This window comes from Hydrogenophaga sp., assembly GCF_028698005.1.
GTDB lineage: Bacteria > Pseudomonadota > Gammaproteobacteria > Burkholderiales > Burkholderiaceae_C > Hydrogenophaga.
Genome location: NZ_JAQVEJ010000086.1, coordinates 1 through 11,902, shown reverse-complemented (window position 1 = coordinate 11,902; position 11,902 = coordinate 1). Strand labels below are relative to the sequence as shown.

10 protein-coding genes are annotated in these 11,902 nt (G+C 67.1%); all 10 read right to left on the bottom strand.

Annotated features, from left to right (window positions below; translation table 11 throughout):
• Window positions 1-1,592 (bottom strand): AarF/UbiB family protein (locus PHQ87_RS09820; RefSeq protein WP_300233461.1); only part of this gene is annotated, 1,592 nt, incomplete at its 3' end.
• A 42-nt stretch (window positions 1,593-1,634) separates the two neighbouring features.
• Window positions 1,635-3,143 carry a M48 family metalloprotease gene (locus PHQ87_RS09815; protein ID WP_300233459.1) on the bottom strand — a complete coding sequence of 503 codons (1,509 nt, stop codon included), beginning with the start codon at window positions 3,141-3,143 and terminating at the stop codon, window positions 1,635-1,637.
• A 110-nt stretch (window positions 3,144-3,253) separates the two neighbouring features.
• On the bottom strand, window positions 3,254-3,514 hold the full coding sequence (gene minE, locus PHQ87_RS09810) for a cell division topological specificity factor MinE (protein WP_300233457.1): 261 nt from the start codon (window positions 3,512-3,514) through the stop codon (window positions 3,254-3,256).
• Window positions 3,515-3,517: 3 nt separating this feature from the next.
• On the bottom strand, window positions 3,518-4,333 hold the full coding sequence (minD, locus tag PHQ87_RS09805) for a septum site-determining protein MinD (RefSeq protein WP_300233456.1): 816 nt from the start codon (window positions 4,331-4,333) through the stop codon (window positions 3,518-3,520).
• 60 nt (window positions 4,334-4,393) lie between these two features.
• Window positions 4,394-5,164: a septum site-determining protein MinC gene (gene minC / locus PHQ87_RS09800; RefSeq protein WP_300233454.1), complete on the bottom strand. Its 771-nt coding sequence runs from the start codon at window positions 5,162-5,164 to the stop codon at window positions 4,394-4,396.
• Between the two features lie 1,040 nt (window positions 5,165-6,204).
• Window positions 6,205-8,892 carry a bifunctional acetate--CoA ligase family protein/GNAT family N-acetyltransferase gene (locus PHQ87_RS09795; protein WP_300233452.1) on the bottom strand — a complete coding sequence of 896 codons (2,688 nt, stop codon included), beginning with the start codon at window positions 8,890-8,892 and terminating at the stop codon, window positions 6,205-6,207.
• 100 nt (window positions 8,893-8,992) lie between these two features.
• On the bottom strand, window positions 8,993-10,216 hold the full coding sequence (gene ubiM / locus PHQ87_RS09790; RefSeq protein ID WP_300233451.1) for a 5-demethoxyubiquinol-8 5-hydroxylase UbiM: 1,224 nt from the start codon (window positions 10,214-10,216) through the stop codon (window positions 8,993-8,995).
• 72 nt (window positions 10,217-10,288) lie between these two features.
• A complete protein-coding gene (locus PHQ87_RS09785; protein ID WP_300233449.1) occupies window positions 10,289-10,924 on the bottom strand; it encodes a Spy/CpxP family protein refolding chaperone in 636 nt (211 codons plus the stop codon).
• A 136-nt stretch (window positions 10,925-11,060) separates the two neighbouring features.
• The gene (cueR, locus tag PHQ87_RS09780; protein WP_300233447.1) at window positions 11,061-11,507 is read right to left on the bottom strand and encodes a Cu(I)-responsive transcriptional regulator; all 447 of its coding nucleotides are present in this window, start codon (window positions 11,505-11,507) and stop codon (window positions 11,061-11,063) included.
• Window positions 11,504-11,701: a heavy-metal-associated domain-containing protein gene (locus tag PHQ87_RS09775; protein WP_300233445.1), complete on the bottom strand. Its 198-nt coding sequence runs from the start codon at window positions 11,699-11,701 to the stop codon at window positions 11,504-11,506. Before PHQ87_RS09775 ends, cueR begins: the two co-directional genes overlap by 4 nt.
• Between the last annotated feature and the right edge of the window lie 201 nt (window positions 11,702-11,902).

Below are 11,902 nucleotides of genomic sequence, written 5' to 3'. Positions count from 1 at the left end.
CCGAACAGCGTGGGGCCGCCCTCCACGGTCATGACGATCGACGAGCCGATGATCAGCGCCGCGATGATCAGCGACATGGCCAGGCGGTTGGCCGCGCGGTCGATCTGATTGCCGACCCGCCGCAGGTGCGCCAGCTCGATGCCCACGCTGAGGTGGCCGCGCCGCGCGTTGCGCAGCAGGCGCGCGGCATCGTTCGGCAGCCGCTCGAGCACCGCCAGCGCGTGCCGCAAGGTCTTGAAGGTGCGCCTGGCCATGACCGCAGGCTGGTAGCGCGCACGAATGACCTGGCGCAGCATCGGCAGCGCCTCGGTGGTCATGTGGAAGTCCGGGTCCAGCCCGCGGCCCATGCCCTCGAGGGTGATGAAGGTCTTGATCAGCAAGGCCATGTCCGAGGGCAGGCTGAGGCGGTGCTCGCGCAGGATGGCGGTGACGTCGGCCAGCATGTCGCCCAGGCTCAACTGGGCCAGGGGCACGCCGTGGTACGCATCCACGAAGGCCTCGATTTCGCTCTCAAGCTGGTCCAGGTTCGCCTGGTGGTGGTCGCCGGCCCAGTCGAGCAGCACATCGGCCACCGCCTGTGACTCGCGCTGGACCAGCCCCATCAGCAGTTGCAGCAGCTCCTCGCGCCGCCGCTCGGTGAGGCGGCCCACCATGCCGAAATCGATGAAGGCAATGCGGTTGTCCGCCAGATAGAAGACGTTGCCCGGGTGGGGATCGGCATGGAAGATGCCGTCCTCGATGATCATCTTGAGCACCGCCCGGGCGCCGCGACGTGCCAGCTCCTGGCGATCCAGACCCTCCGCGTCCAGGCGCTGCAGGTCATCGCCCGGTATGCCCTCGATGTGGTCCTGCACGTTGACGCGCTCACGCGTCCAGTCCCAATACACCCGGGGCACCACGATCCAGGGCAGCACCGCCATGTTGGCGCCAATGCGCTCGGCGTTGCGGCATTCGCTGGCCAGGTCCAGCTCGCGTCGCAGGGAACGCGAGAACTCGCGCACCAGTTGCTGGGGGCGGTACGGGCGCAGCGGCGGCAGCTCGGCTTCGGCCAGCGCCGCCAGCCGAGTCAGCAGCCGCAGATCGGCCTCGATCACCTCGGTGATGCCGGGCCGGCGCACCTTGACGACCACCTCGGTGCCGTCGTGCAGGCGCGCCCGGTGCACTTGCGCGATCGAGGCGGCGGCCAGCGGTTCGGCATCGAAATGGGCAAACACCCGCTCGGGCTCATCGCCCAGGTCCTCGCGCAGTTGGGGTCGCAACTGCTCGAACGGCACGGGCGGCACATGGTTGTGCAGTTTTTCGAACTCGACGATGTACTCGGGACCGAACAGATCGGCCCGGCCGGCCAGGATCTGGCCGAGCTTGACGAAGGTCGGCCCCAGTTCCTCGAGCACCAGGCGCCACTGCACCGGCGGCGACAGGCGGGCCAGTTCGGCCGCGTTGTCCCAGCGCAGTGCATGGCCGGCGCGCTCCAGCGAGTCGGCCAGCCCCAGGCGACGAACGACGTCGCCGAAACCGTGACGGATGAGAACGCCCAGGATGGTGTTCAGGCGTCCCATGTCGCGGGCGGCGCCGAGGGTTTCGATCAGCATGACGGGATCATAGTGCCGCGCGCCCGTGGCGCGGCAGCCGGATCAGCGGCCGGCGACCACCGTCTTGACCCGTTGCCCGGCGGCCGGCTCACGGCCGCCGCCATAGACACCGTTGAGCAGGCGCAACTGCTCCACCGACACCACCGACTGGCGCTGCAGCTCGGCGAAACCGCCGCGCGGCATGGGCACCACCCGGATCTGCCAGGGGCGCGCCGCCTGCCGGTCTTCCGCCGTCATCGGGCGAAAGGTCTGTTCCGCCGCCGCCAGGTTGCCCGCGTGCCGCTGGCGGGCCGAGGCATCGGCGGCCAGGACCACCAGCAGGTAATGCGCGTTCTTCGGTCCGCTCACCAGCGTGAATTCGGCCTGTTGCTGGCGGCCGTTGCGGTCGGCCACCACGCCCTGGAAGCGGGTGGCCTCCATGCCGTTGATGCGGCCCCGCGTGATGCGGCCCTGGAGGTTGGCAAAGAGCTGGCGCAGGATCTGGTCGTGACTGCCGACAACCGCCTGGGCGGGCACCGGCAGCAGACGCAGCGCCGCTTCGCGTCCGGGCTGCATCAGCGTCAGGCTGTCTTCGGCGTTGACGATGCGCCAGCCCGCCGGTGCGGTGATCGCGAAGTCCAGCGCCGGGTGGTAGAAGTGCTGACCGCGTGTGAGCCCCTGTTCGGGGCTTTCGCCGAAGCGCATGCCATCGATGGCGGCCAGGAAGCGCTCGCGCCCGTCGTCACCGAAACCGCCGGCCGCCGCATAGCGCGCCGCGTGCTCGCGGATCTCGCGCAGGCGCTGTTCGTTGCTCGGGTGCGAGGCCAGCCAGCTGCTGCCCTCCGCGGGTTTTTCGCCGCGGGCCCGGGCCTGGTCGGCCGCGAAGGCCTCCTGCGAGCGCAGCACACCAATCACGTTCACCATGTTCGCCGGGTCGTAGCGGTTGCGCGACAGGTACTCGGCACCCAACTGATCGGCCTGCAGTTCCTGTTCGCGGCTGTACCTGGCCACATAGCCGGCCGCCACGCCCTGGGCCGCCTGGCCGATCAGCTCGGTGCTGCCACCGATGCCGGTGGTGCCCTCGAGCACGGCCCCGAGGATGGTGGCCGCCAGCACACCCAGGCCGGCATGCTGCTGGCGCGTCGCCCGCTGCGCACCGTGGCGCGCCGTGACATGACCGATCTCGTGCCCGACCACACCGGCCATGTCGGCCTCGCTCTCCATGTAGGCCAGGATGCCGCGCGTCACATAGACATAGCCGCCGGGCAACGCGAACGCATTGACCTCGGGGCTGTCGAGCACCGTGAAGGTCCAGGGCAGATGGGCACGGTGCGAGTTGGCGGCGAGCCGGCGCCCCACACCATCGACATAGGCCTGCAGTTTCGCGTCCGGGTAGGCGCCGCCATCGGCCTTGAGCAGTTCCTCGTGCGCCTGGCGGCCCTGGGCGATCTCCATCGGCTCGTCCATGACCGTGCGCTCGGTCTGCCCGGTGACCGGATTGACGACCTGCGTGCCGCAGCCGGCGAGCAGGCCGGCCGAGAGAACCAGTACGGGCCAAAGCTTGTGACGCACAGACACCTCCATGACGGGGATCGACACGCGCGCGCAGCGTATTGCGGTCAACCGTACCACGGAACCGGCCCGGCCGGGGCCACCGGAGCGGACCTGCGCGGGAAAACGGTTCAGTTCCTTTCGGGCAGCTCGATCTTGACCTCGAGCACCTCCAGGTCGTCCTGACGCTCGAGCTGGACCTTGATGTCGTCCGGATCGATCTTGATGTACTTGCCGATCACCGCCACCAGTTCTTTCTGCAGCGCGGGCAGGTAGTCCGGCTCGGCGGCGTTGCGGCCGCTGCGTTCATGGGCCAGGATGATCTGCAGCCGCTCCTTGGCAACACTGGCGGTCTTCTTTTTCTCGCCCAGGAAGAAGGACAGGAAGGACATGGCTCACTTGCTCCCGAACAGGCGCTTGAAGAAGCCGGGCTTCTCGGCGTCGGTGAAGCGCATGGGTTTGTCGGCGCCCAGGAAGCGGTCGATGACATCGCTGTAGGCCTCGGCCACGTCGGTGCCCTTGAGGTGGATCGCCGGCGTGCCCTGGTTGGATGCCTGCAGCACGCTCTCGCTCTCGGGGATCACGCCGATGAGCTTGATGCGCAGGATGTCCTGGATGTCCTCGAGGCTGAGCATCTGGCCATCGGCCACGCGGTTCGGGTTGTAGCGCGTGATCAGCAGGTGCTCCCTGATCGGATCGGCCCCTTCGATGGCACGCTTGGTCTTGCTGCTGAGCATGCCCAGGATGCGGTCGGAGTCGCGCACCGACGACACCTCGGGGTTGGTGACCACCAGCGCCTCGTCGGCGTAGTGCATGGCCATCAGCGCGCCGGTCTCGATCCCCGCCGGCGAATCGCAGACGATGTACTCGAAATCCATGGCCTTGAGGCCTTCAAGCACTTTTTCCACACCCTCCTGCGTCAACGCGTCCTTGTCGCGCGTCTGGCTGGCGGCGAGGATGAACAGGTTGTCGCAGGTCTTGTCCTTGATCAGGGCCTGGTTCAGGTTGGCCTCGCCCTGGATCACGTTGACCAGGTCATAGACCACGCGCCGCTCGCAGCCCATGATCAGGTCGAGGTTGCGCAGGCCGACGTCGAAGTCGATGACGGCCGTCTTGTGGCCGCGCAGCGCAAGACCGGCGGCGAAGCTGGCGCTGGTGGTGGTCTTGCCCACGCCGCCCTTGCCGGAAGTGACGACAACGATCTTGGTCATGATGCAGGTCTTTCTCGCTCGGTTTCGGTTGCTGTATCGGGGTCAGGAACAAAAGTCGGGTCAGGCGGCAATGGCATCGATGACCAGCCGGTCCTCGCCATCGGGGCCGGCCGTCAGCCGCACCTGGGCGGCGCGCCCGATCACGCTGTCGGGCAGGGGCTTGTCGGAGGTGCGGTAGATGCCGGCGATGGAGATGAGCTCGGGGTCCATGGCCAGGGCAAAAATGCGCGCTTCGGGGTTGCCGCGCGCGCCGGCAATGGCCTTGCCGCGCAGCGGAGCATAGACGTGGATGCTGCCATCGGCAATGACCTCGGCACCGGGGTTGACCATGGCCATCACCACCAGATCGCGGCCGCGCGCATAGACCTGCTGGCCCGAGCGCAACGGACGGTCCACGATCAGGGCCCCGGGCTGGGCCGGCGGCGCCACAGGCACCTGCTCGGGCTGGGCCGCCCGGGGTGCTGCCGGCGACGCCGCCACCCGCTGCACCACGGCATCGTCCGCCGGCACCAGACCGGCCTGCACGGCCGCCGCCATCTGGGCCGGGCTGCCACCGCGCACGGCCAGTGGCCGCAGACGGTACCCGGCCAGCAGGCTCAGCAGGCCCGGGAAATCGACGGGTGCCTCGGCCTCAGCCGAGGCCGTCAGTGGCGACAGGTCGATCAGCAGCGGGTCCTGATCAAAGAAATCGGGCATGTCGCCAAAGTGCTGCTTCAACTCGTCGGCCAATCGGGCCAGATCGGCCGATTTGAGCAACAGGGCCACCAGGGGCAGGTTGGCACTCTTGATTTCGAAGCTCGCCGGAGCGCTGGCACTGAGGACGGTGGACATGAAAGCGCTGAAAAGGACTGGACCGGCCTGATGCCGGCAAATCTGCGGGCAGTGTACCAGCCGGGCCGGTGGTCCCGGGGCCGACCTGGTGACCACCGGTATCCGCGCCACCGGGCCATTTCCTGCCCCGTCTGGCACAACGCTGTGGATAGTTTTTGAACAAGCCATGCGTTATCCACAAGGTAGTGGAAAACCGCCATCTTGTCCCCGCTGGCCGACACCGCGGACCCGCCCGCTCCCCACAGGGTTGACCGGCGCGCAAGCCCATGATTTCGCAACGGAAAACCCCCTTGTCCACAGCGGAAGCCGCTCTTCTACTATTCCTACTAATTTGAAATAGAAGATTTAGAAGGATAGTCAGAAGAGAAAAAATCCCGAAAAACCTGGCGCTGGCCTTCCACGCAAGAAAAAAACCCGTCGCGTTCGACGGGTTTTTTGGCAGCGATGACCCAAGGGCCCTGCCTGTGACGCCTCGGCGACGTTCTTCCGGGCCGCTTTCGACAAGCGACACGCCAAGGTTCGGTGGCATGTCCGTGTTTCAGGCCAGTGGCTTGCTCGATCTGAACGCAGGCAGCGCCAGGCGCCAGATCCTGGTGGCCGGGGCTCTGCCTGGACATCCACGGCTTCAAGCTCGTCTGTCAACGTCTTCGGGACTGCCTGGCGACCTCAGGCATTTGCGCCACCGGGCCGTTTCCTGCCCCGTCTGGCACAACGTTGTGGATAGTTTTTGAACAAGCCATGCGTTATCCACAAGGTAGTGGAAAACCGCCATCTTGTCCCCGCTGGCCGACACCACGGACCCGCCTGCTCCCCACAGGGTTGACCGGCACGCAAGCCCATGATCTGTCGGCGGAAAACCCCTTTGTCCACAGCGGAAGCGGCTCCTCTACTACTTCTACTAATTTGAAATAGAAGATCTAGAAGAATAGTCAGAGAGGAAAAAACGCCGGAAAACGCGGTCTTGGCCCGCTGCCCCGGGAATAAAAAAACCCGTCGCATGCGACGGGCCTTCCACTGTTGCCTGGGGGTTGTGGGTTGTGTCAGTGCCGCAGCGGAGTCGTCACCAGCTTGAAATCCGGGTCCTCCGGGAAGGTTTTGATGGCAAAACCCAGGCCACGCATGAGCCTGAGCATGTCCGGGTTGTTCGCCAGCACCAGGCCCTCGATCTCCTCCAGGCCTTTGTCACGCGCTTCCTCCATGATGCTGAGCATCAGGCGCGACCCCAGACCCTTGCCCTTGAAGTCGTCGGCCACCAGCAGGGAGAACTCGCAGCTGGCCTTGTCGGGATTGGTGATGTAGCGCGAGACACCGATGATGCGTTCCGTTTCCACGATGGCTCCATCTTCACCCGCCTTGCGCTCCTTGAGCACGGCGACCAGGGCCATTTCGCGGTCGTAATCGATCAGGGTCAGGCGCGCCAGCATGGGACCGGACAGTTCGCTCATGGCCGAGACGAAGCGGAAGTAGCGGCTCTCGGGCGACAGGCCCTGCACCAGCTCCTGCAACATCCTCGCGTCGTCCGGCTGTATGGGGCGGATGGTGTATTCGCCACCGCCGCGCATGGGCCAGACCTGTTCGTAGCGTGCCGGGTAGGGCAGGATGGACAGGTGGTCGTAATTGCGGGCGGTGGCCGGCGCGCTTTCGACCACGACACGTGCATCCACGGCCACGGCGCCCTTGTCGTCGACGATGATGGGGTTGATGTCCATTTCCCGCAACTGGGGCAGTTCACAGACCATCTCCGAGACGCGCAGCAGTACCTGCTCCAGCGCCTGCATGTCGATGGCCGCCGCACCGCGCCAGGCGCCCAGGGTGCCGGCCACGCGCGAGCGCTCGACCAGGCGGCGGGCCAGAAACTGGTTCAGCGGCGGCAGTTCCATGGCGCCATCGTCGAACAGCTCGATCATGGTGCCGCCGGCACCAAAGGCGATCACCGGGCCGAACGGTTCGTCGGCCTTGACACCGATGTACAGCTCGCGGCCGCGCTTGGCATGGGCCATTTTCTGGATGGTCACGCCGTTGATGCGGGCGTCCGGTCGCAGGCGGCTGACGGTCTGGATCATGGTCTGGTAGACGTCGCGCACCGCGCTGGCGTTGCGCACGTTCAGTGCCACGCCGCCGACGTCGCTCTTGTGGCTGATGTCGGGCGAGTCGATCTTGAGTGCCACAGGGTAGCCCAGCTGGGTGGCGATCATCATGGCCTCGTTCGGGTTGCGCGCCAGCAGGGTTTGTGTGACCGGGATGTGGAAGGCCGAAAGCAGTGCCTTGGATTCGACCTCGGTCAGGATCTTGCGGCGCTCGGCCAGCACGTTCTCGATGATCAGCCGGGCGCCTTCGATGTCCGGATCGGCCATGTCCGACAGCGGTGGCGGCGTCTGTTGCAGCAGTTGCTGGTTCTGGTAGAAGCTGGCGATGCTGCCGAAGGCGCCGACACCGGCCTCGGGTGTGCGGAAGCTCGGGATATTGGCCTCGGCCAATACGCTGCGGGCCGGTCCCACGGTGGCATCGCCCATCCAGCAGCACAACAGGGGTTTGCCCAGGCGGGGGGCGGCGCCGGCCACGGCGCGGGCCACCTCGGTGGCATCGACGCCGGTCTTGGGCGAGTGGATCACGAGCACACCGTCGATGCCGCGGTCCTGACTGGCGGCTTCCAGGGCCAGCCGGTAGTGCTCCGGTGCGGCTTCTTCGGAAAGATCGATCAGGTCGGACAGGGTGGCCAGCGGCGGCAGTTGTGCCTGCAGGGCGTGGACGGCGGTGCCATCCGGGGAGAGTCGGCCCAGCTCCAGGCCGATTTCGTCGGCCCAGTCGGCCGCCAGCACGCCCGGGCCGCCACCGTTGGTGATCACAGCCAGGTGACGGCCCACCGGGCGGTAGCGTGAGGCCAGGCATTTGGCGGCCGAGAACAGTTGCACGAAGGAGCGGACCCGGACGGCGCCGGCGCGGCGCAGCGCGGCATCGAACACGTCGTCGCTGCCCACGATGGCGCCGCTGTGCGTCTGTGCGGCCTGGTTGCCGGCCGGTTTGCGCCCGGCCTTGAGGACCACCACCGGTTTGGCGTTGGCGGCGGCGCGCAGCGCGCTCATGAAGCGGCGCGCGTTGGAAATGCCTTCCATGTAGACCACGATGCTGTGCGTTTGTGCATCGTTGGCCAGGTAGTCGAGCACCTGGGCCATGTCGACCGAAGCACTGGGCCCGAGCGAGACCACGGTCGAGAAGCCGACGCCGTTGTGCCGTGCCCAGTCGAGAATGGAGGCGGTCAGCGCACCCGACTGCGAGACCAGGGCCAGCGGACCCTTGGCGGCCAGCGGTCCGGCGATGCTGGCGTTCAGGCCCTGCGATGGGCGTTGCAGGCCCAGGCTGTTGGGACCCAGCAGGTGGATGCCGTGGTGCCGGGCCACCTGGTGCATCCGGGCCGCCGTATCGGCCGGCACACCACTGTCGATCACCAGCGCGGCGCGGCATTTGATGCGGCCGGCCACCTCCAGCGCCTCGATCACCTCGGCCGGTGGCAGCGCGATGACGGCCAGGTCGGCGCGGGTCTGGGCCAGGTCGGCCAACGTTCCCGTGGTGTGGATGTCCATGACGACCAGCCGCCCCTGGAAGCGTTGCGCCGTCAGGGCCGCGACCAGGGCCTTGGCTTGCGCCGTTTGCTGTTCGGGGTCCTGGCCGCCGGCAAACACGGCGATGGATTCGGGCTGGAACAGGGGGGTCAGGTAGTGCTTGTCCATGGGGGTCCGAAGAAAGGAATGCCGCTGGATGGTGACACGTTGGCCCTTGCCAATCAACACGGACCGCGCCTGTGCGCCGCAGCCCGGAACGCCGGCGTTCTCAGGCGATCCCGGTCAGGCTGGCCGCGACGACCCGCTTGAACGGTGTCAGGCGCTCGCCCAGCCCGAGCATGGTCCGGCGCAGCAGGCGTGCGACGGGATCCTCGCGGGTGTAGAGCGTGGCCACGGCATGGGTTGCCATGAACAGGCCCCGGCTGGTGCTCTGATGGGTGCGTTCGTAGCGGCGCAGCATGGTGGCATCGGCGATGTCCAGGCCACGTTGACGGGCGCGCAGGATGCCTTCGGACAAGGCATCGATGCTGCGCAGGCCGAGATTGAATCCGTGGGCCGTGACCGGGTGCATGCCGACCGCGGCATCGCCCACCGCGGCGAAGCGTGGTGCGACCAGCCGCCTGGGCCAGACGCCGACCAGGGGGTAGACGTGGCGCGTGCTGGCCAGGCGCATGGGGCCGAGCTGATGGCTGAAGCGTGCGCCGATGGCCTGCTCGAACTCGGCCTCGGACAGGGCCGCCAGGGCCTCGACGTCGCGATGCGGCAGGGTCAGCACCACGCTGGCGCGTGGCCGGCCACTGACCGGGCAGGGGTTCATCGGCAGCAGTGCCAGGGTCTGTCCGTGGTCGAACCATTCCCAGGCAGCGTGGTCGTGCGGCTGTTCGTGTGTCATGGCGCAGAGCAGCATGCTGCGGCCGTAGTCGTGCAGGTCGGCCGCGATGCCCATGGCACGGCGGGTGAGGGAGTGCCGGCTGTCGGCGGCGACCAGCAGGCGGGCGCGCAGGTGGCGCCCGTCCTTGAGTTCGGCCTCGGCCCATGAGCTGTCCGGACCGGCCGTGCCCACGCGCACCATCTGGCAGGCATCGAACAGCTCCGGTGGACGGCCGTCGGCGTCGGCGGCAGCCATGGCAGCGGCAAACGCCGCGCGGCGGATCTGCCAGTTGCCCACCAGGAAGCCGAGCTGGGGTTCGCCCCCGTGTTCGTGGCCGATGCGCATGCGTGTCTGCGCGGGACCGGGGGCACCGTTCATCACCAGCGCATCGCGCAAGGGAGCGATGTGCTCGTCCGGGATCCGGTCCCAGATGCCCAGGCGCTGCAGGATGGCACGGCTGTGATGGGTCAGCGCGATCTCGCGACCGTCGAAGGCCGCGTCGGCCAGTGCTTCGCGTGCTTGTGTGTCCACCAGGGCCACGCGCAGGCCACTGCCGCGCAGTGCGCGGGCCAGACACAGGCCGGCGGGGCCGGCCCCGGTGACGAGTATGTCGAATTCCATGGCGCCGCCACTGTAACGGGGCGACCATGTCCGGGGCCTTGACCTGTGTCAAGACCCCGGAGCGCAGGCTTTTCAGCGGTTTTGCGGTGCCGGTGCTGCGCCCTCCTGGAGGCGCTTGTCATGGCGGTGCTTGAACATGCCATGACCATGGTGCATGCCGTGCCCGTCATGTCGCTGAGCTTTCATGTGGCGTACCGGGCGCGGGCCGGAGAAGCCGCGCTCATCGAATACCTTCTGCTGCTCGGGCGTCAGGCTGGCATAGAGGCTGCGGATAGCGTCATGCCGCTTGGCCTGCCGTGCGTCGCGCTGCGCCTTGGCGGCTTCCAGGCGATCCAGCCGTTCGGGGGTGCTGAGCTGGCGCCATTCATCGCGTTTGGCGCGGATCTCTTCGCGGGTGGGCGCCTTCACGTCGGGCGTGGTGCGGGCGACGAAGGCACTCCAGGCCGCTTCCTGCTCGGGTGCGATCCCGAGCGTCTCCTTCAGCTTCGCCAGGCGGGCCTCGCGGTACTTCGCCATGCGTTCGCCCATGCCGGCGTAGCGGGCGCCGTGCATGTGAGGCGCCGGGGTACCGGCTTGCGCGGCACGCTGGGCGGCGTGCTGCGCCAGCAGTTGCGGCTCCACGCTGGTATTGGCCATGACGGCCACCGACATGCCGGTGAGGGTGGTGGCCAGGGCTGTGACCATCAGGGCTTTCTTGAACTTGGACATCGTCTCTCTCCTGGACAGTGGTTGAGGAAACCTGGATGAGGCCCTTGCCTTGCATCCATGGCTCCAGTGTCGAAGGGCGATATGTCGCGGATATGCCTGTGCGTTGGCGTTTTGTAAAGTTTTGTGGCTGTACCTTTCAGATGCGGCCGGCATCGGCCAGATCGTCGAGGATGGGGCAGTCGGGCCGGCCATCGCCCGGACAGCAGGCCAGCAGCGTTTCCAGACTGCGCTGCATGGCCTGCAGCGCCTGGATGCGCTGGGTCAGTTCATTGTGGTGCCGCTGCGCGATGCGTTTGACCTGGACGCTGCTGCGGCGCCGGTCATGCCAGAGGCTGACCAGCTCGGCGATGGCATCGAGGCCAAAGCCCATGTCGCGCGCGCGGCGGATGAAGCGCAGCGTGTGGACGTCCGCCTCGCCATACTGGCGGTAGTTGCTGTCGGTGCGGTGGACCTCACCCAGCAGGCCCATTGCCTCGTAGTGGCGCAGCATCTTGGGCGAGATGCCGCTGAGCCGCGCGGCAGAGCCGATGGACACCGGCCATGCCGCAGCGGGCTCGTCGCAGTTGACGGCGGCAGCCTTCATGCCACCGTGTAGCCTTCCTCGCGGATGGCCTCGGCCAGTTTCTCGCGGTCCTGGGTCGATTGCACTTCCACCAGGTTGCTGGCGCGGTCGATCCGCACCTCGGCCTGGGGGTCCACCTGCCGGATCGCGGCCTGCACCGCTTTTTCGCAATGACCGCAGGTCATGCCCTGTACCTGGAACTGTTGTGTGCTCATGTTGATCTCCTTAAGTTGGATGCCATGGTCTGCATGGTGCACCCTGACATCGTGTCAAGGTCAAGGCCCCCAACGAAGATACACCTTGTGGCTTGACCTTCCCATGGGGGGAAAGCTTATGCTCGATTCATCATGAATGCTGCCGTTGAACCTGAAATCACTTCCCTGAACGAGGCCGTTGCCGGCACGGACGACGAGGCG

What these genes read in the sequence shown, in the direction of transcription:
- ubiM (WP_300233451.1), bottom strand. Translation starts at nt 10,216, where the DNA reads ATGGAATTCGACATACTCGTCACCGGGGCCGGCCCCGCCGGCCTGTGT.
- PHQ87_RS09795 (WP_300233452.1), bottom strand. Translation starts at nt 8,892, where the DNA reads ATGGACAAGCACTACCTGACCCCCCTGTTCCAGCCCGAATCCATCGCC.
- cueR (WP_300233447.1), bottom strand. Translation starts at nt 11,507, where the DNA reads ATGAAGGCTGCCGCCGTCAACTGCGACGAGCCCGCTGCGGCATGGCCG.
- PHQ87_RS09775 (WP_300233445.1), bottom strand. Translation starts at nt 11,701, where the DNA reads ATGAGCACACAACAGTTCCAGGTACAGGGCATGACCTGCGGTCATTGC.
- minC (WP_300233454.1), bottom strand. Translation starts at nt 5,164, where the DNA reads ATGTCCACCGTCCTCAGTGCCAGCGCTCCGGCGAGCTTCGAAATCAAG.
- PHQ87_RS09785 (WP_300233449.1), bottom strand. Translation starts at nt 10,924, where the DNA reads ATGTCCAAGTTCAAGAAAGCCCTGATGGTCACAGCCCTGGCCACCACC.
- minD (WP_300233456.1), bottom strand. Translation starts at nt 4,333, where the DNA reads ATGACCAAGATCGTTGTCGTCACTTCCGGCAAGGGCGGCGTGGGCAAG.
- minE (WP_300233457.1), bottom strand. Translation starts at nt 3,514, where the DNA reads ATGTCCTTCCTGTCCTTCTTCCTGGGCGAGAAAAAGAAGACCGCCAGT.